General features: G+C 73.7%; 19 protein-coding genes. 6 read left to right on the forward strand and 13 right to left on the reverse strand.

Annotated elements, in window-relative coordinates:
• Nucleotides 1-144 precede the first annotated feature (144 nt).
• Nucleotides 145-930 (forward strand): SDR family NAD(P)-dependent oxidoreductase, encoded by a 786-nt coding sequence (locus ACFVIU_RS11045; protein ID WP_385841984.1) that lies wholly within the window; start codon nucleotides 145-147, stop codon nucleotides 928-930.
• A 36-nt stretch (nucleotides 931-966) separates the two neighbouring features.
• Here the strand turns inward: ACFVIU_RS11045 and ACFVIU_RS11050 are convergent, their stop codons facing one another.
• From ACFVIU_RS11050 to ACFVIU_RS11075, 6 genes are all read right to left on the reverse strand, one after another.
• The gene (locus tag ACFVIU_RS11050; RefSeq protein WP_385841986.1) at nucleotides 967-1,647 is read right to left on the reverse strand and encodes a response regulator; all 681 of its coding nucleotides are present in this window, start codon (nucleotides 1,645-1,647) and stop codon (nucleotides 967-969) included.
• Nucleotides 1,644-2,330: a sensor histidine kinase gene (locus ACFVIU_RS11055; RefSeq protein WP_385841987.1), complete on the reverse strand. Its 687-nt coding sequence runs from the start codon at nucleotides 2,328-2,330 to the stop codon at nucleotides 1,644-1,646. Before ACFVIU_RS11055 ends, ACFVIU_RS11050 begins: the two co-directional genes overlap by 4 nt.
• A gap of 230 nt (nucleotides 2,331-2,560) precedes the next feature.
• Nucleotides 2,561-3,169 carry a TetR family transcriptional regulator gene (locus tag ACFVIU_RS11060; RefSeq protein ID WP_385841989.1) on the reverse strand — a complete coding sequence of 203 codons (609 nt, stop codon included), beginning with the start codon at nucleotides 3,167-3,169 and terminating at the stop codon, nucleotides 2,561-2,563.
• Between the two features lie 168 nt (nucleotides 3,170-3,337).
• Complete coding sequence (locus ACFVIU_RS11065) at nucleotides 3,338-4,093, reverse strand: SDR family NAD(P)-dependent oxidoreductase (RefSeq protein WP_385841990.1); 756 nt, start codon at nucleotides 4,091-4,093, stop codon at nucleotides 3,338-3,340.
• Between the two features lies 1 nt (nucleotide 4,094).
• Nucleotides 4,095-4,793: an HAD family hydrolase gene (locus tag ACFVIU_RS11070; protein WP_385841991.1), complete on the reverse strand. Its 699-nt coding sequence runs from the start codon at nucleotides 4,791-4,793 to the stop codon at nucleotides 4,095-4,097.
• A 310-nt stretch (nucleotides 4,794-5,103) separates the two neighbouring features.
• Entirely contained in the window at nucleotides 5,104-6,021 is a 918-nt protein-coding gene (locus ACFVIU_RS11075) for a ScbA/BarX family gamma-butyrolactone biosynthesis protein (RefSeq protein ID WP_385841992.1), read from the reverse strand.
• 244 nt (nucleotides 6,022-6,265) lie between these two features.
• Here ACFVIU_RS11075 and ACFVIU_RS11080 point away from each other — a divergent pair, with 244 nt between their 5' ends.
• From ACFVIU_RS11080 to ACFVIU_RS11090, 3 genes are all read left to right on the forward strand, one after another.
• Nucleotides 6,266-6,913 (forward strand): ScbR family autoregulator-binding transcription factor, encoded by a 648-nt coding sequence (locus ACFVIU_RS11080; RefSeq protein WP_385841994.1) that lies wholly within the window; start codon nucleotides 6,266-6,268, stop codon nucleotides 6,911-6,913.
• Nucleotides 6,914-6,966: 53 nt separating this feature from the next.
• The gene (locus tag ACFVIU_RS11085) at nucleotides 6,967-7,581 is read left to right on the forward strand and encodes a flavin reductase family protein (protein WP_385842206.1); all 615 of its coding nucleotides are present in this window, start codon (nucleotides 6,967-6,969) and stop codon (nucleotides 7,579-7,581) included.
• Nucleotides 7,582-7,713: 132 nt separating this feature from the next.
• Nucleotides 7,714-8,829 (forward strand): MFS transporter, encoded by a 1,116-nt coding sequence (locus ACFVIU_RS11090; protein ID WP_385842207.1) that lies wholly within the window; start codon nucleotides 7,714-7,716, stop codon nucleotides 8,827-8,829.
• A 91-nt stretch (nucleotides 8,830-8,920) separates the two neighbouring features.
• On the opposite strand, the gene ACFVIU_RS11095 is transcribed toward ACFVIU_RS11090, so the two are convergent.
• The 3 genes from ACFVIU_RS11095 to ACFVIU_RS11105 all read right to left on the reverse strand — a co-directional run bounded on the left by ACFVIU_RS11095 (nucleotide 8,921) and on the right by ACFVIU_RS11105 (nucleotide 12,410).
• Nucleotides 8,921-9,778, reverse strand: a complete 858-nt coding sequence (locus tag ACFVIU_RS11095) for a hypothetical protein (RefSeq protein WP_385841995.1) — start codon at nucleotides 9,776-9,778, stop codon at nucleotides 8,921-8,923.
• A 59-nt stretch (nucleotides 9,779-9,837) separates the two neighbouring features.
• On the reverse strand, nucleotides 9,838-10,977 hold the full coding sequence (locus ACFVIU_RS11100) for a methyltransferase (RefSeq protein WP_385841996.1): 1,140 nt from the start codon (nucleotides 10,975-10,977) through the stop codon (nucleotides 9,838-9,840).
• A gap of 125 nt (nucleotides 10,978-11,102) precedes the next feature.
• Complete coding sequence (locus tag ACFVIU_RS11105; protein WP_385841997.1) at nucleotides 11,103-12,410, reverse strand: MFS transporter; 1,308 nt, start codon at nucleotides 12,408-12,410, stop codon at nucleotides 11,103-11,105.
• A gap of 167 nt (nucleotides 12,411-12,577) precedes the next feature.
• Here ACFVIU_RS11105 and ACFVIU_RS11110 point away from each other — a divergent pair, with 167 nt between their 5' ends.
• On the forward strand, nucleotides 12,578-13,609 hold the full coding sequence (locus ACFVIU_RS11110) for a GlxA family transcriptional regulator (protein ID WP_385841998.1): 1,032 nt from the start codon (nucleotides 12,578-12,580) through the stop codon (nucleotides 13,607-13,609).
• Here the strand turns inward: ACFVIU_RS11110 and ACFVIU_RS11115 are convergent.
• The 3 genes from ACFVIU_RS11115 to ACFVIU_RS11125 form a co-directional block, all read right to left on the reverse strand.
• Nucleotides 13,599-14,651: an alcohol dehydrogenase catalytic domain-containing protein gene (locus ACFVIU_RS11115; protein ID WP_385841999.1), complete on the reverse strand. Its 1,053-nt coding sequence runs from the start codon at nucleotides 14,649-14,651 to the stop codon at nucleotides 13,599-13,601. The genes ACFVIU_RS11110 and ACFVIU_RS11115 overlap by 11 nt on opposite strands.
• Nucleotides 14,651-15,799 (reverse strand): acyl-CoA dehydrogenase family protein, encoded by a 1,149-nt coding sequence (locus ACFVIU_RS11120; protein WP_385842000.1) that lies wholly within the window; start codon nucleotides 15,797-15,799, stop codon nucleotides 14,651-14,653. Before ACFVIU_RS11120 ends, ACFVIU_RS11115 begins: the two co-directional genes overlap by 1 nt.
• A gap of 98 nt (nucleotides 15,800-15,897) precedes the next feature.
• Nucleotides 15,898-16,809 (reverse strand): SDR family NAD(P)-dependent oxidoreductase, encoded by a 912-nt coding sequence (locus ACFVIU_RS11125; protein ID WP_385842002.1) that lies wholly within the window; start codon nucleotides 16,807-16,809, stop codon nucleotides 15,898-15,900.
• Between the two features lie 86 nt (nucleotides 16,810-16,895).
• On the opposite strand from ACFVIU_RS11125, the gene ACFVIU_RS11130 reads away from it, so the two are divergent.
• Nucleotides 16,896-17,822, forward strand: coding sequence for a cyclase family protein (locus ACFVIU_RS11130; protein WP_385842003.1), 927 nt, complete (start codon nucleotides 16,896-16,898; stop codon nucleotides 17,820-17,822).
• Nucleotides 17,823-17,856: 34 nt separating this feature from the next.
• On the opposite strand, the gene ACFVIU_RS11135 is transcribed toward ACFVIU_RS11130, so the two are convergent.
• On the reverse strand, nucleotides 17,857-18,330 hold the full coding sequence (locus ACFVIU_RS11135) for an ATP-binding protein (RefSeq protein WP_385842208.1): 474 nt from the start codon (nucleotides 18,328-18,330) through the stop codon (nucleotides 17,857-17,859).
• Nucleotides 18,331-18,402 lie beyond the last annotated feature (72 nt).

Raw genomic sequence — 18,402 nt, forward strand, 5'->3', positions numbered from 1 at the left:
CGCGGGCGAGCGCTGGTCGCGCGCGGGGGCGCGGGCGGCGGGGGGGGGGCGGGGCGTCCGGCGGCGCCCCCCCCCCCCCCGCCCGCGCGGCGCGGGGGCGCCCCCGGCCCCGCACACAACGACGACAGTGGAGGTGGCACAGCCATGACACACGAGGACTTCGACAGCACCGACCCGGTGGACCTCTTCCGGCTGGACGGCCGGGTCGCGGTGGTCACCGGGGCCTCCAGCGGGCTCGGCGCGCACATCGCCCGGGTGCTGACCGCGGCGGGCGCCCGGGTGGCGCTGGCCGCACGCCGGGAAGCACCGCTGAAGGAGCTGGCCGAGCGGCTGCCGGGGGCGCTGGCGGTGCCCTGCGACGTGACGCTGGCGGCGGACCGGGAGCGGCTGGTGCGCACGGTCACCGAGGAACTCGGGCCGGTGGACGTGCTGGTGAACAACGCGGGCCTGTCCGAGACGGTGCCCGCCGAGCAGCAGTCGGTGGAGACCTTCCAGAACATCCTGGCGGTCAACCTCACGGCGGTGTTCGCGCTGAGCCAGGCCTTCGGGACGGGCATGCTGGAACGCGGCCGCGGCTCCATCGTCAACATCGCCTCGGTCTACGGCCTGGTGGCGAGCGGCAGCCTCCCGCAGGCCGCGTACACCGCGAGCAAGGGCGGGGTGGTCAACCTGACCCGGGAACTGGCCGCCGAGTGGGGAGCGCGCGGGGTCCGGGTGAACGCGCTGTGCCCGGGCTGGTTCTGGTCGGAGATGACGGAGTCCATGCTGGGCACGGAGAAGGGCCGCGCCTGGGTGGAACGCCGCACCCCGATGCGCCGCCCCGGCCGCCTCGACGAACTGAACGGCGCCCTCCTCTTCCTCACCTCGAACGCCAGCTCCTACATCACGGGCACGGCCCTCCCGGTGGACGGCGGCTACGTGGCCGTGTGAGCGCGGCTTGGCGGGCGGGTGAGCGAAACGCCCACCTCACGCCGCCCCCCGCCTCCGCTGCCGTACCCCCGGCACCCGTATCGCCCCCACCTCCACCGCCTTGTTCACCGCGTCCAACCTCGACACCGCCCCCAACTTGTCAAAAATCTTCCGCATATGCCGCTTCACCGTCCCCTCCGTGATCCCGAGCCGCACCCCGATCTGCCGGTTGCTCAGCGCCACGGCGACCAGCGTCAGCACCTCCGCCTCCCGCTCGGACAACCGCTCCCCCGGCGCCACCCCGGCCCCCGCCTGGTGCGGACCCCCGGTCGGCATGGTCACGGTCACCGTCCGCCGCCCGGCATCGGCCCGCTCCCGTATCGCCGCGACCAGCGTCTCCCGGCTGACACTCTTGTGCAGATAGCCCCGCACCCCGAGCCCGAGCAACTGCCGTACCAGCACCGGGTGGTCGTCCATGCTGACGACGATGATCCGCAGCTCGGGCCGCCGGGCGAGCAGCCGGCGCACGGTGGCGGCCGGGTCCTCGTTGTGCGGCATCTGCACATCCAGCAGGGCCACGTCGGGCCGTACCTCGGCGGCCTGCCGGATCGCGGCCTCGGCGTCACCGGCCCGGGCGACGACCTCGAAGTCCGGCTCGGCGGCGAGCAGATCGCACAGCGCGTCCCGCAGCAGGGTGTGGTCGTCGGCGACCAGGATGCGGGTGGTCTTCTCGGTCATGCCCGGTTCTCCTCGGCTCGGTCGTCCGAACGGTCGTCCGGACGGTCCTCCTCGACCGGGATCCAGCAGGTGATCCGGGTGCCGCGGCCGGGCGCGGAGGTGATGGTGGTGACGCCGCCGAGGGCACGGGCGCGCTCCTCCATGCCGTGCAGCCCGTTCGCGGCGCCGGCGCGCCGGGCGGCCTCGGGGTCGAACCCGGTGCCGTCGTCGGTGACGCTCGCGTGCACGTCGTGGTCGCCGATAACCACGTCGACGGTGACCCGCCGGGCCCCGGCGTGCGCGAGCACGTTGCGCAGCGCCTCGCGGACCACGAGGAACACCTCGTCGGCCAGGCGCGGGCCGAGCCGGCCGTCGTCGCCGTCCACCTGGACCCGGACATGGGGACGGAGCGGGGCCATGGAGACGAGGAAGCCGTCCAGGGCCTGCCGCAGGGAGCGGGCGGCGGCCGGTGCGGCGGACGGCAGGCTGCGCAGCGCGGAGGCGACCTCGCGGGCCACCGAGAGGGTGTCGACGAGGGCGTCGCGGGCCTGGACGAGCCGGGCGCGGTCGGCCGGCGCGAGGGAGGTGGCGGTCGCTTCGAGGAGTTCCAGCCGGCGCAGGGCCACCGCGAGCCCGGTGCCGATGCGGTCGTGCACCTCGCGGGCCAGCAGGGTGCGTGTTGCCGTGTCGAGAGCACCTTCCATGTACGTCACTACGGTCCTGCCTTCCTGCGTGGGACACACAGGCGTCCCCCCGTTGCCGGGCGACTGAGAGGCCCGGCGAGCTGACACCAAGAAGAATAGAGAACGCTCGTTATGTTTTCCAGGCGAGAGGCGCCGGGAAGGGTAAGAATCAGGAAAGGAACTCGGCAGGTCCGTTCGAAAGCAGAACCACCGCTCCGGATAACGGACTTGGCCGCACCGCGGGCCGTCGCTCAGACCCGCTCGGCGGCGACGCCCCGCTCGGCCGCGACACCCCGCTCCACCAGCGGCCAGATCCGGTCCAGCCGGCCCACCAGCCCGCTGCTCCCGGCGCTCGCCCCCGGCCCGGCGGGGTGTGTCTCGACGCCCGTGAGCAGGTACTCCACCAGGTCCGTGACCAGCTGCGGAGCCGCCCCGGGCCGCAACTCGCCCGCCGCCTCGGCGCGTTCCAGCGAGCGGCGCAGCACGGCCGTCCAGGACGGGCTCCAGGCGCCGACGGGCGTCGGCCGCTCCCGCTCCAGCCGGGCGGCCGAGCGGACGACGACATCCTCCTCCAGCAGTCCGGCGACCGCCCTGACCAGCGCGGTGACCGACGCCAGCGCGGCCCCGCCGCGGGCCGCCGCGCCTTCGGCGCACTGGCGCGCGGCGGCGGCACCGGCCTCGCTGACGGCGAGCGCGAGCTGGAGCTTGCTGCGGAAGTGAAAGGTCAGCGCACCGAGCGAGACCCCGGCCACGGCGCAGATGCCGTTCACGGTCGCGCCCCGGTACCCGTTGCGGTCGATCTCGGCGGCGGCCGCCAGGATGAGTGACTCGCGCGTACGTGCCGCCCTGGCCTGCGTCATCCCACTCTCCCACGTTGGATGAGGTCGTACGTCGACGGTAGCCCCAGCAGCCCGCAAAAGCAAAGCGATCGTTCGCTTTCTTATTGGCTGGAAACTTGCCGCTGCAAAACGGAAGGGGCAGCCCCGTCACGGAATCCCGTCACGGAACTGCCCCTTCGGACAGGGTGTTCACACCGCGGTGGCGCCCCCGTCCACGGCCAGCGCGGCGCCGGTGACGAAGGAGGCCTGGTCGCTGCACAGCCACATCGCGGCCCGCGCCACCTCCTCCGGCGCGGCCATCCGCTTCTGCACCGACTCCGCCATGAAGGTCTGCTCCAGCCCCGGTACGACGCTGATCGCCCGGTCCAGCATCTCGGTCCGGGTCGCGCCCACGACCAGCGCGTTGACCCGGATGCCCTGCTCGCCGTAGTCCGCGGCCGCCGCCCGGGTCAGCCCCAGCACCGCGTGCTTGGCCGCCACGTACGCGGCCGACGCCCCGGTGGCCGACGTACCGGCCACGCTGGAGGTGTTGACCACCGCGCCGCCCGCGCCGTCGCGCAGCATCACCGGCACCTGGTGGCGCAGGCAGTTCCACACCCCGCGCACATTGACGTCCATGGTCAGGTCGTAGTCGTCCTCGCCGAGCAGGTGCAGCGGCACGCCCGCGGTGCCGTACCCGGCGTTGTTGAAGGCGGCGTGCAGCCCGCCGAACTCGGTGACGGCGGCGTCCACCGCCCGGCCCACATCGGCGGACCGGGTCACGTCCCCGGCGACGGCCAGCGCCCGGCCCCCGGCGGCACGCACCTCGTCGACCAGCCGGTCCAGCCGTTCGGCCCGCCGGGCCATGAGGACGACGGCGGCTCCCTCGGCGGCGAACAGCCGGGCCGCGGCGGCGCCGATCCCGCTCGACGCCCCGGTGATCATCGCGACTTTCCCCGTCAGCACGTCACGCCTCCCAGACCCGGCCGGCGGCCGCCTCGGCGTCCACCGTGCGCAGCAGTTCCTCGTCGATGGCGTCCAGCCCGTCCACCAGGTGCCGTACGCCCGCGGCGCGCATCAACTCCCGCTGGTGCCCGTGCTCGTACGGGCTCGGCAGGCCGATGAAGGCGGTGCCGAGCCGGCGGGCCTCCTCGGCGACCCGGGCCACGTCGTCCACGAACAGCGCCCGGTCGTACCGGAGTCCGAAGATCTCCGTGGTGATCTCGTGCAGACCCGGCCGGAACGCGTCGGTGCACACATAGCCGGGGCCGTCGAACAGCTCGGCCCAGGCGCCGAGATGGGTGTCGAAGTGGTGCTTGGGCAGACCGCCGTAGCAGACCACGCGCAGGCCCAGGGCGCGCAGCCGGTGCAGCAGCTCGGGCACGCCCGGCTGGACGACGACCGGGTGGTCGGCCAGATAGCGGTCGCGTTCGGCGAAGTACGCGGCGAGCACCTGCTCGGCGCTGAGCCCGCCGCCGACCGCGTCGGCCAGCCGCCGGGCGGCCACCGCCTGCGGCTGCGAGAACACCGCCCGCTCGGTCTCGGCCGTGTAGCTGCCGCCCCGGGTGGTGACGAAGCGGTGGATGACCGGGCTGAAGGTGTCGTTGAGCAGCACTCCGTCGATGTTGAGCGCGGCGAGGCCGAGCTGGGTGAGCCGGCGTCCCATAGGTGATTCCCCCTTAGCTGAACGGCGCGCGCGCCGCCCCCCGCGCGGCCGGAGACCGCGCGGGGGTGAGTGGCGGGCGGCCGCGGCTACGCACCGGCCGCCCGGAAGGCGGTGGGCCGGACGGCCGTGGAAACGTACCGGTCCGCACCCCGAAGCCGACTGTTCCAGTCCTCCGGTTCCGGCCGGGCGAATCGGCCGGAAGCTGCCCCCGACCATGACCGGTACCTGCTCCCGACCATGACCGGTACGTGCTCCCGGCCCGGACCGAGCGGGGCCGGGCCGGGCCGGAAGGGGAGCCCCTGAGGACCCCTTACTTCTGTGCCGGGCCCTCGTCCGCCGGCACCAGCGTGGTGATGCTGGAGAAGACGCAGCCCTGGTCCTGGAGGGCGAACACGAGGACTCTGCTGCGGCCCCGGCTGTCGGCCGGGAGCGGGTTGACGTGGATCCAGCAGGGCGTGTCGAACTCGACGTACCGGTAGAAGGCGGCGTCCATCGCGGCCGGGATCATCGGGCGCGGGTACGACATGGTGTGCGCGGCCTGGCGCGCGGCCTCCAGCAGGAGCATCCCGGGGACGTGGTCGACCGCGTGGTCGAACAGCGTCGGGTGGTTGACGTCGATGCGCAGCTGGGTGCGGCCGGGCGCGTCGGTGGGCGAGAGGACGACGTCCTCGAAGTGCTCGCGGCCCACCCGGGCCGGCGGCATGGGCGGTGCGAGCGGCACCACCCGGGCCATGGCCTCCGCGGCGTCGGCGTACCGGCCGCGCAGCCGGCGGTAGACGCTCGGGGTGTGGCCGACGTAGTCGACCTCCCCGGCCCCGACCCGCACGCCGTCCTTGACCACGTCGACGCGTACGGTCATGGCGGCGAGCCGTCCGCCGCGCCGGACCGCGTCGGCGCAGACGACATGCAGTTCGACCTCGGCCTCGGCGCCGTCGGTGGCGAGCGGGACCGGGTCGACGGTGTAGCGGAACTGGCTCCAGGACTGCGGGTTGCCGAACGGGACGCCGTACGCCGCGTGCCCGAGCAGCAGCACCGACTGGCGGATCGATTCGGCAACGAGCAGCGGGTCGTGGCAGCCGTGGACCGGCGGGTGGAACGGGTGGTCCTGCGGCCACCGGGCGTTGACGACGAAGGTGTCCTCCCCCTCGGGGCGCCATCCGGTCACCAGGACTTCGGACGCCGCGTTCTTGTGCACGTAGGACTGGATGCTCTGCACAGTGCTGGACATGCGCTTCCCCCTAGAAGCATGCGTGAGTGGCACCTGAGCCGCCTCAAACATAAAGAGCGTTCTTTTTTCCTTCTTTCAACGGCGTGCAAAGTTTCGGCCAGGCCGCAGCCAAGTGACGGATCGCCCGCCCGTATTTACCCGGCTCCACCCCATTTCTCCGCAGCTCAGAGGCGGCCGAACTTGACTGACCCCACCCAGCCGGATACCTGTTACCTAGCGAACGTTCTAATTTTTTGGAGGCGTCATGCGGCAGCCGAAGCAGCAACGCGCCGTGCAGACTCGCGAAGCGATCCTTCGTGCGGCGGCGGCCGTCTTCGACGAGCTGGGCTACTCGGGCGCGAGCATCAACCGGATCCTGGAGCGGGCCGGCACCACGGCGGGGGCGCTGTACTTCCACTTCAAGTCCAAGGAGGGGCTGGCGCACGCGGTGATGCTCGCCCAGCCCGAGACCGTCGTCCCGGCCTCCGACTCGCACGGCCTGCAACGGGCCGTGGACATCACCCTGATCTGGGCGCAGCAGCTCCAGGAGGACCTGATGCTGCGCGCGGGTGTCCGCCTCACCACCGAGCAGACCACCTTCGGCATGGAGGACGCCGCCAAGCCGTACCAGCAGTGGGCCGAGATCATGGAGGCGCACCTGCGCGAGGCCGCCGGCAACGGTGAACTCCAGGCCGGTGTCGAGCCGCGCGAACTGGCCGAGTACATCGTGGAGTCCTGCACCGGCATGCAGCTGTACTCCAAGGCGGTCAGCGGCCGGGAGGACCTGATGGACCGCGTGCTGCGCATGTGGCGGCTGCTGCTGCCGGGCATCGCCGTCCCGGCGGTCGCGGTCCGCACCCGGCTCGACCCCGACCGCGTCCAGCCCGTCCCCGCGGCCGCGGCGGCGCCCTGACCGCCCGCACGGCCCTTCCCATCTGACGGTCCGTCACCTTCAATGGGCGGGTGATGGGACACGCGGGGGCGGCCGCCGCAGCCGTCCGATACCTGACACCTCGGCGAGCGGCCCACGGACCGCCGGAGCCGCTGCCACGCCCGCGGCTGCGGTGCGTCGGGGAGAACGAACGGCCCGCGGTGGAGCAGGCCGAGTTCCGGCGGGTGCTGGGCACCTTCGCGACCGGGGTCACCGTGATCACGGCACCCCCCGCCGACGCGGCGCAGGGCCCCGCCGGCTTCGCCTGCCAGTCCTTCTCCTCCCTCTCCCTCGACCCGCCCCTCGTCTGCTTCCTGGTGGGCCGTACGTCCACCACCTGGCCGCGCATCGCCCGCGCGGGCGTCTTCTGCGTCAATGTGCTCGGCGCCGGCCAGGAGGCGCTGTGCCGGGCCTTCGCGGTGAGCGGCGCGGACAAGTTCGCGGGGGTGGCGTACGACCGCGCACCCGTCTCCGGTGCCCCGCGCCTGACCGGCGCCACGGCCTGGATCGACTGCGCCGTGCACGCCGTCCACACCGGCGGCGACCACCTCGTGGTGGTCGGCCGGGTCACCGCGCTGGGCGCCCCCCAGGATCCCCCGGAGCCGCTCCTCTTCCACCGCGGCCGCTTCACCCGCCTCGCCTCCCCCTGACCCGCAATTCGGTTGCGGTGACACCGACGCGCCCGGTGAGCTGGGCGAATGAGCGGTGTCACGGAGTCACGGCGGCCCGCGGCCGAACGGCGACCGTCCCTGCGGCGCAGATCCGCCGTGCTCGGAGCGCTGATGCTGGCCGCCTTCACCTTCAACACCGTGGAGAGCCTGCCGGTCGGCCTCCTCGAACCGATCGCCGCGAGCCTCGGGGTGTCCCTGTCGGCCGTCGGGCTGCTGGTCACCGGTTACGGCGTGACGGTCGCCGTGACGTCGGTGCCGCTCGCCCGGCTCGTGCGGGCCGTGCCCCGGCGCCATGTCCTGGCAGCCGTCCTGGCCGCACTGGCCGGCTCCAGCCTGCTCGCCGCCTCGGCCACCTCCTACCCGGTGCTCCTCGCGGCCCGGCTGCTGACCGCGCTCGCGCAGGCGCTGTTCTGGGCCGTGCTGGGGCCGGTCGCGGTGGGGCTGTTCGCGCCCGTGGTCCGGGGACGGGTGGTCGGGGCGCTGTCCGTCGCCGGTTCGCTCGCCCTCGTGCTGGGGGTGCCCGCCGGCACCTGGCTGGGCCACCGCACCGGCTGGCCGGCCCCCGTCGCCCTGCCGGCGGCACTGGGCCTCGCCTCACTGGTGACGATCGCCACGCTGCTGCCGACCACACCCCCGGACACCGAGCCCGCCGCCTACGCCCCCCACCCCGACGCCCGCCGCTTCCGAACGGTCCTCGCGGCCGGGGCCCTGTCCGCCACCGGCGCCTTCGCGGGCTACACCTATCTCACCCCGTACCTGACCGAAACAACCGGCTTCTCCCCCGGCACGGTCGCCGCCCTGCTCATGGCCTTCGGAGCCGCCTGCCTGGCCGGCACGGGCATCACCGGGGCGGTCCTGGACCGCTTCCCGCGCTCCGCGCTGCCCACCGCCGTGGCCGCCCAGTCGGTGGGCATGCTCGGCCTCTACGCCGCCGGCCCCCACCCGGCCGCGGCGGTGCCGTTCCTCCTCCTGACCGGCGCCGCCCTCGGCCCGGTCTTCCTGACCACCCAACACGCGATGCTGGCCTGCGCCCCCGCCCGCACCGACCTCGCCCTCGCCGCCAACTCGGCCAGCTACAACGCCGGCATCGCCTCAGGCGCCGCCCTGGGCGCCCTCACCCTCCCCCTCACCGGCCTCCACACCATCTTCCTCACGGGCGGCCTACTGACGGCGACGGCCTGCGCGCTGCTGCTGAGCGAAGGGCGGGCGGGGGCGCGGGGGCGGTGAGACCGGGGGAACTCGTCGGAGCCCTGGCAGGGCAGGTGGAGGAGCGGGCCGTCCTGGAGTACCGGAGGCTCCTTCGCGACCGGTCGCGTGATCAGTCCGTCTGAAGCTCCTCGACGATCTCCTCGGCCATGCGCCGGGCCGGCTCCAGCCGGGGATCCTCCGGGTGTGCGTACGGACCGAGGATCCTGGAGCAGACGAACAGTGTCATCAGCTTGCCGTCCCGGCTGTCGAAGTCCCGCCGGCGTTCCCGCCGTACACGATCGGCCAGAGACGGGACGGCGAGCGAACTCGCCCACAGCGTGGCCGAGTCCAGTCCGCGCGGGGCGTTCCCCCAGTCCTCCCAGTCGAAGAGACCGAACACCGGGGCCGTCACGTTGGCCCAGTTCAGGTCCGCGTGCGCAGGCACCCACCGCTGGACGGTCGTATCGAAGTCACCGGGAAAGACAGCTCGGACGGAGTCGGTGACCGAGGCCTGGGTGATGGGCTCGGTGTCGGGTGTGGCGACGCGCCTCGTCCGGTGCGTCGCCAGCGCGTCCAGAGAGGCGTTCAACCCCGCCCACCACTCGCCCGGGAGTTCGGGGGCCTCGCTCAGAACGGCGTTTCCGACGGGAGCGGCCGGCAGGAGGTCGGTCTCGTCGGCCCGCCACATCACCGGCTCGTCCGCGTCCCGCCACACCACACATCCGTGCCATGCCGGCCGGGCGACGCCGTCCAGACGGGCGGCGCACTCCGTGCCGTTCCATCCCTGATCGCCGATCTTGTCGAGCGGGCGCCGTTCGATCCGGACCCAGGTCGCGCGGTCCGTCCGGGCGCCTACGGACCGGCGCTTGCGCACCACCGTGTCCGGGAGGAAGCGCACCTGAAGAGACCGCGCGACGCGGTCCAGCACTTGGTCAACTGGCCGTACACGTAGGTCAACAGCCTGACCCGTGGAGACCGGGAGCGTCATACACGCGACCGTAGCAGTGGGCGAGATCACCTGAGCCTGTTCGCAGCGACCATCCGGACTCATGCCGCCCCCAGCCGCCACAGCGAGGTCCTTTCCGCCGCGCGGGCTTGGTGCAGCGGGGCGGTGGGGTCGGTTGCTCGGGGGTGGGTGGGGTGGGTGGTGGTGTGGGCCAGGATGTGGAGGCCTGCGGCGGTGATCGCTTCGAGCAGCTCGGTGCGGGTGCGCAGGCCGAGGTGTTCGGCCAGGTCGGAGAGGATCAGCCAGGCTTCGCCGCCCGGTGCCAGGCGGGCGCGGGCGCCGGAGAGGAAGGCGTGCAGCATGGTGCCGCCGGGGTCGTACACCCCCTGTTCCAGGGTGGAGGTGGGGCGCGCCGGGAGCCAGGGCGGGTTGCAGACGATCAGGTCGGCCCGGCCCGGCGGATACAGCTCGGGACCGGTGACCGTGACCCGCCCGGACAGCCCCAGCCGCTCCAGGTTGGCGCGGGCGCAGGCGCGGGCCCGGGGGCCGAGGTCGGTCGCGGTCAGCCGGGGCACCCCGCGCCGGGCCAGGACGGCGGCCAGCACACCGGTGCCGGTGCCCAGGTCGAAGGCGGTGCCGCCACCCGGGGCCAGGGCGCCGGGCGGCAGCGGTGCCTCGGCGACGAGGTCGACGTACTCACCGCGGACCGGGGCGAAGACGCCGTAGTGCGGGTGGATGCGGGCGCCCAGGGCGGGCACCTCGACACCCCGCTCGCGCCACTGCCGGGCGCCGAGGACGCCGAGGAGTTCGCGGAGCGGGACCAGGGTGGGTCCGGTCGGCGGTCCGTAGGCGTCGGCGCAGGCGCGCCGGGTGTCGGGGGCGCGGCGCAGGGCGAGGCTGTGGTCCGCCTCCAGCAGGACCAGCAGCCGGCCCAGGGTGCGGGCCCGGTGGGCGCGGAAGCGGCGCTGGAGGTGGAAGGCCTCGGCCGGGGTGGCCGCCGGCCCCGGTGCCTTGCGGTCGATACGGCGCTCCAGCGCGCGCAGCAGCTGGCGGGCGCCCTGGTAGTCGCCCCGCCACAGCAGCGCGGTGCCCTCGCAGACGAGGCGATGGGCGGTCGCAGCGCGGATGCGGTCGTCGGCGACGACCAGGCGGCGGGGGTGCGGAAGCCGGCTCTCAGAGTGCCAGCGGGCGGAAAGGGGTGTGGCCTCCTCGGTCCAGCGGACCGTGGGTGTGGCGGACACGGAATGCTCCTCGGGGTCGCGGTCGGTCGTGGGCGGGCGCGCGCAGGGCGTCGCCCAGGACCAGGCCGGGGACCAGTGGGAGGGGCATTCCGGATGTCATCAACTCACCTTTCGTACGGGTGGGTTCAGGATACGGCCGGCAGTGGCTGCGGTGCCGGGGCGCGGCGGATCACCAGCGCCATCAGCGCCGCCGCCGCGCACAGCGTGCCGGCCGCGTACCACACCACGTCGTAGGAGCCGAAGACGTCGCGGGCGACGCCGCCGAGGTAGGCGACGAGGGCCGCGCCGACCTGGTGGGAGGCGAGGACCCAGCCGAAGACGATGGCGCTGTCCTCGCCGAACTGCTCGCGGCAGAGCGCCAGGGTCGGCGGGACGGTGGCCACCCAGTCGAGGCCGTAGAAGACGATGAAGAAGATCATCGGCGGGTGGACGGACGGGCCCAGCAGCATGGGCAGGAAGAGCAGGGAGAGGCCGCGCAGGGCGTAGTAGACGGCGAGCAGCCGGCGCGGTTCGAAGCGGTCCGTGAACCAGCCGGAGGCGACCGTGCCGACGACGTCGAACACGCCGACGACCGCGAGCAGCGAGGCCGCCGTGGTCACCGGCATGCCGTGGTCGTGCTCGGCGGGTACGAAGTGGGTCTGCACCAGGCCGTTGGTGGAGGCACCGCAGATCGCGAAGGTGCCGGCGAGCAGCCAGAAGGTGCCCGTCCGGACGGCGCCGGACAGGACCGAGAGGGTGCGCCGGGCGGCACCGGCGACCGGGGGCGGCTTGGGTATGAATTCCTGGGCGCCGTACGGCTTTTCGCCGACGTCGGCCGGGTGGTCGCGGAGCAGGAGCCAGACGAAGGGCACGACGGCGAGCGCGGCCAGGGCGACCGTCACGGCGGCGGGCCGCCAGTCGTGGTGCTCCACGATCCAGGACAGCAGCGGCAGGAAGATCAGCTGGCCGGAGGCGGAGGCGGCGGTGAGGATGCCGCTGACCAGGCCGCGCCGCTCGGCGAACCAGCGGTTGGTGACCGTCGCGGCGAACGCGAGGGCCATCGAGCCGGAGCCGAGGCCCACCAGCAGTCCCCAGCAGAGCCACAGTTGCCAGGGCGCCGTCATCCACACGGTCAGCCCGGAGCCGAGCGCGATCACGGTGAGCGCGACGGCGACCACCCGGCGGATGCCGAAGCGGTCCATGAGGGCGGCGGCGAACGGCGCGGTGAGGCCGTACAGCGCGAGGTTGAGGGAGACGGCCGCGCCGATCGTGCCGCGCGACCAGCCGAACTCCTGGTGCAGGGGGTCGATGAGCAGACCGGGCAGGGAGCGGAAGGCGGCCGCGCCGATGATCGTGACGAAGGTGACGGCGGCGACGAACCACGCCCGGTGCACTCGGCGGCGCCGGGCGAGCGGGGCCTGGACGGGGGCTGCGGCTGGACTTGTCTGGGTCACGTCACCGATCTTCCCCGGCCGGTTCCCTTCCATCGAGTGGCCCGAGGGACAGCGTTCGCTAGGATCGGGCCATGACGGAAGCAGCCGATCGGGCCATGGCAGGACCAGCCGACTGGGCCAGGGCGGAAGCAGGCGACCGGGTCATGGCCGATACGACCCACCGAGTCATGGCCGATATGGCCGATGCGGACGACCGGCGGGCCGTCGCCGCCCCCGGCGCCTTCCGTCCGCACCGGGTCGCCGTCCTCGCCCTGGACGGCCTGCTCCCCTTCGAACTCGGCATCCCGCACCGCATCTTCGGCCGCCCCCGGGACGCCCGGAAGCGGCATCTGTACGAGGTCGTGACCTGCTCGGTACGGCCTCCCGGCCCGGTCGAGACGGACGCCGACTTCGCCATCCACGTCGCCCACGGCCCCGAGGCCCTGGCGGCGGCCGACACGGTGATCGTCCCGGCGTCGTACGAGATGGGCCCCGTCTACGAGGAGGGCCGGCTCACCGCGGAACTGGCCGCCGCGCTCGCCCGGGTCCGCCCCGGCACCCGGCTGGCCTCCATCTGCACCGGCGCCTACGTCCTCGCCGCCGCCGGCTTCCTCGACGGCCGCCCGGCGACCACGCACTGGGCCGACGCCGAGCGCTTCCAGCGGATGTTCCCGCGGGTCAGGGTGGACCCCGAGGTGCTGTTCATCGACGACGGGGACGTGCTGACCTCGGCCGGGGTGGCCGCCGGCATCGACCTGTGCCTGCACATGGTCCGCAGCGACTTCGGCACGGCCGTCGCCAACGACGTGGCCCGGCGCACGGTCGTACCGCCGCACCGCGACGGCGGGCAGGCCCAGTACATCGAACGGCCGGTCCCCGACCCCCAGTTGGCGACCACGACCGCCGCCCGCGCCTGGGGGCTGGGCCGTCTGCACGAGCCGATCCAGCTGCGGGACATGGCCGAGCAGCAGGCCATGTCGGTGCGCACCTTCACCCGCCGCTTCCGCGAGGAGGTCGGCATCAGCCCCGGCCAGTGGCTCACCCAGCAGCGCGTGGAACGGGCCCGGCACCTGCTGGAGTCCACCGGCCTGTCCATCGACCAGGTGGCCCGGGAGGCCGGTTTCGGCACCGCCCAGTCGATGCGGCAGCACCTCCAGCAGGCGCTCGGGGTGACCCCGACCGCCTACCGCAGGACGTTCCGGAGCGGCGTCAGAACGTGAGCACCGCCCGCGCCACCCGTCCCGCCTCCGCGTCCGCCCGTGCCTTCTCGAAGTCCTCCACCGGGTGGACGGCCGTCACCAGCTCGTCGAGCAGCAGCCGGCCCTGCCGGTACAGCTCGGCGTACCGGGCGATGTCCCGCTGCGGGCGCGAGGAGCCGTAGCGGCAGCCGAGGACGGACTTGTCCAGATAGAGCGAGGAGACCAGGAAGGAGGCCTCGGCGCCGGCCGGGGGCACGCCAAGCAGGACGGCCTGGCCGTGCCGGTCGAGCAGGTCGATCGCCGCCCGGATCAGCTCCACCCGCCCCACGCACTCGAAGACGTGGTCCGCGCCGGCGGGCAGCAGCTCCCGCACCTGTCCGGCCGAGGTACGGAAGTCCGTGGCGCCGAACCGCCGGGCCACCGCCTCCTTGTCCGGGTTGGTGTCCACGGCCACGATCCGGCCCGCCCCCGCGAGCCGGGCCCCCTGGAGCACGTTCAGCCCGATCCCGCCCGTGCCGATGACGACGACGCTCTCCCCGAGCCCCACCCGGGCCCGGTTGAGCACCGCCCCCACACCCGTCAGCACCCCGCACCCGATCAGCGCGGCGGACGGGAAGGGGATGTCGTCGGGGATCCGCACGGCCTGCACCGCCCTGACGACCGTACGCTCGGCGAAGGCCGAGTTGGCGGCGAACTGGTACACCGCCCCCGCCCCGCCCCGGGTGAACGGCCGCGCCGGACGCCCGATCGCCTGCCGGCACATCGTCGGCCGCCCCCGGTCGCACTCCGGGCAGGTGCCGCAGTTGGCGAGCGTGGACAGCGCCACATGGTCGCCGGGCGCGACATGGGTGACGCCCGCGCCGACCGCCGCCACCACCCCGGCGCCCTCATGGCCCAGGACCACCGGCACGGGGAACGGGATGGTGCCGTCCACCACCGACAGATCGCTGTGGCACAGCCCGGCCGCCGCGATGTCGACCAGCACCTCCCCCGGCCCCGGTTCCCGTACGGCGAGATCGTCCACCACCCGGACCCGTTCGCCGTCGAACACCACACCCCGCATCACCCGGCCCCCTTCGGCTCCCTGGGCAGACCGAGCACCCGCTCGGCGACGATTCCGCGCTGGATCTGGTCCGTGCCGCCGTACAGGGTGTCGGCCCGGGAGAAGAGGAACAGGTGCTGGGCCGCGTCGATGCGGTACGGCGCCGAGGGCGACCAGTCCGCCGGCCCCACGGTGGCCGCCGCACCCCTGACCTGCACGGCCAGCTCGCCCAGCCGCTGGTGCCAGCCGGCCCACAGCAGCTTGGCCACGCTGGGCGCGCCCGGGTCGGCCGAACCGCCCAGGGTGCGCAGGGCGTTCCAGCGCAGCACCCGCAGCTCGGCCCACTGCCGTACCAGCCGCTCGCGCAGCACGGGGTCGTGGACGGCGCCGGTCTCCCGGGCCACCCGGACCACCTCGGCCAGCTCCGCGGCGAACCCGATCTGCTGGGCGAGCGTCGACACGCCCCGCTCGAAGCCGAGCAGGCTCATCGCCACCCGCCAGCCCTCGCCCTCCGCGCCGACGCGGTGCGCCGCGCGTGCGCGTGCGCCGTCGAAGAAGACCTCGTTGAACTCGCTGGTCCCGGTCATCTGCCGGATCGGCCGCACCTCGACGCGCCCGGGCTGGTCCATGGGCACGAGCAGGAAGCTCAGCCCGTGGTGGCGGCGGGAGCCCGGGTCGGTACGGGCCAGCACGAAGCACCAGTCGGCCTCGTGGGCGAGCGACGTCCAGATCTTCTGCCCGGTCACCCGGTAGTACGACCCCTCGCGCACCGCCGCCGTGCGCACCCCGGCGAGGTCGGAGCCCGCGTCCGGCTCGCTGTAGCCCTGGCACCACAGCTCCTCGCCGGCCGCGACGGCGGGCAGGAAGCGGGCCTTCTGCTCGGCGTCGCCGTGGGCGAGGAGGGTGGGGGCGAGCAGGTTCTCGCCGATGTGCCCGGAGCGGGGCGGCGCCGCGGACCGGGCGTACTCCTCGGCCCACGCGACCTGCTGGGTGAGGGTCGCGCTGCGGTTGCCGTACCCCTCCTCACCCCACCCGAGCCCGATCCACCCGGCCTTGCCGAGAGTGCGTTCCCAGGTACGGCGATCCGCACAGACCCCGCCGTGAGCCGCAAGCCACTCCCGCGCCTCCCTACGGAACACCCGGTCTTCCTCACTGAACCCGAAGTCCATGAAGCCCCCTTAGGCTGAGCGCCCCAAAGGGGCGCGGGGAACTGCGCGAACAACCACAACGCACCCGCAGCCGCCACACCACAACGCGCCCCGAGCTACTAGGCGTTAGGCCGGCCCCCGCCACGGGCAGCCTCTTCCATCGCCCCCAGCTGGGACAGCATCGGCATCGGATCCACCCCCACCGCCCCCGGCAGCACCTCCGCGATCCGCTCCGGCGTCCACGCCGCCTCCCCGTACACCGAGCGGATTTCCCTCGGCTGCGCCCACACCGCGATCCTGGGCCCGGCGACCGTGTACACCTGCCCGGTGACGCCCTGCGCGGCAGCCCGCTCGGACAGCAGGTACACCACCAGCGCGGCCACGTCCTCCGGCTCCCCGATCTCCGCCAGTTCCATCGGCACGTTCGCGGACATCCGGGTCCGCGCCACCGGCGCCACCGCGTTCGCCGTCACCCCGTACTTGTGCAGGCCCAGCGCGGCGCTGCGGACCAGCGAGATGATCCCGCCCTTCGCCGCGCTGTAGTTGGCCTGGGAGACCGAGCCCTGGTGGTTGCCGCTGGTGAACCCGATCAGCGTGCCCGACCGCTGGGCGCGCATCACCGCCGAGGCCGCCCGGAAGACGGTGAAGGTGCCCTTGAGATGGGTGGCGACGACGGGGTCCCACTCCTCCTCGGTCATGTTGAACAGCATCCGCTCCCGCAGGATCCCGGCCACGCACACCGCCCCGTCGAGCCGGCCGTACGCGGCGAGCGCGGTGTCCACGACCCGCTGTCCGCCCGCCATGGTGGAGATGTCGTCGGCGACCGCCACCGCCTGTCCGCCCGCCGCCTCGATCTCCTTGACGACGGCCTCGGCGACCTCGCTGGTGGGCGAGGCACCGTCGACGGAGACGCCGTAGTCGTTGACGACGACCTTCGCCCCCTCGGCGGCGGCGGCCCGCGCGACCGCCCGTCCGATCCCGCGCCCGGCGCCGGTCACGGCGACGACCTTTCCGGCCAAGAAGTTCCCCACGCCCGGCCCCTTCCCGCAGTTTCTGACGGTCCGTTAGATTTTATGGCCCGTCGGACGCGCGGACACAAGCCCCGGGGAGGCACCGGATGGCACTGCCGAAGGAGTTCCACGACATCGCCGAGCGGGTGAACAACTGGGGGCGCTGGGGCGCCGACGACGAGATCGGCACGCTCAACCTGATCACGGACGAGGTCGTACGCGCCGCCGCCGCCGAGGTCCGCACCGGCCGCCGGGTCCCGCTGGCCCTCCCGCTCCGGCAGGACGGGGTGCAGACCGGGGTGATCCCGGGCCGGGTCAATCCGCTGCACGCGATGGTGCAGATCAACCAGGAGCTGTTCGGGCCGGGCACGGTGGCGTGCAGCGACGACACGGTGACCATGGGGCTCCAGTCCGGCACCCACTGGGACGCGCTCAGCCATGTCTCGCACTCGGGCCGGCTCTACAACGGGCGCCCCGCGGCCAGCGTCACCGCGCACGGCGGGGCGGAGTTCGGCGGGATCGACAAGGCGCGGCACATCGTCTCGCGCGGGGTGCTGCTGGACGTGGCACGCGCGCGGGGCGTGGACCGGCTCGCGGGCGGGCACGCGGTCACGCCGGAGGATCTGGCGGCGGCGGAGGAGTTCGGCCGGGTGCGGGTGCGGTCCGGGGACATCGTGCTGGTCCGCACCGGACAGATACAGGTGTACCTCGCCGGGGACCGGCACGGTTACGGCTATCCGTCGCCGGGGCTGTCGATCCGGGCGCCGGAGTGGTTCCACGCGCGCGATGTGGCCGCCGTGGCGAACGACACGCTCACGTTCGAGATATTTCCGCCGGAGATCGAGGATCTGTGGCTGCCGGTGCACGCGCTGGACCTGGTGGAGATGGGGATGGTCCAGGGCCAGAACTGGAATCTCGAAGAGTTGTCCACAGCCTGTGGAGAGGCCGGGCGCTACGCGTTCCTGCTCGCGGCGACGCCGGAGCCGTTCGCGGGCGCGACGGGAACACCGGTGGCGCCGGTGGCCGTCCTCTGAGGAACCTCACCCGCCGTCGGCCGGGAGGCGGCCCTCAGACCACCTCGAAGGCCAGCTGCTCGTACGCGGACAGTGCACCCCCGCAGGCCGTCGCCGCGCTCTGTGCGGACTCGGCACAGCGGTCCAGCTCGCACCAGATGTTCTTGCCCTCCGACTCCGGGCTCCAGCCCCAGCGGTCGGCGAGACAGTCCACGAGCGCCAGGCCCCGGCCGCCGGTGGCGTCCCCGTCCGCGCAGCGCGGCACGGGCGCGCGGGAGCTGGCGTCGGCCACCTCCACCCGGACCGTGACCGACGCGTCGTCCGCGGCCGCCGGAGCCGGCAGACACAGCCGCAGCACGGCCGGACGGCCGGTGTGCACCACGGCGTTGGTCACCAGCTCGGAGACGAGCAGGATCAGCGTCTCGGCCAACGGCTCGTCGGCCGCTATCCCGGACCCGGCGAGCCGCGAGCGGGCCCATCTCCTGGCCCGCCCCACCTCCGCGGGGTCGGGCCGGATCTCCAGCTGCACTTGAAGCACCTGCACCGCTCACACCATCCGAACCGGCGGACTCATGACCCCACGCCATCCGGACGCCACGGC

The organism is Streptomyces sp. NPDC127190, from assembly GCF_042672505.1.
Lineage (GTDB): Bacteria > Actinomycetota > Actinomycetes > Streptomycetales > Streptomycetaceae > Streptomyces.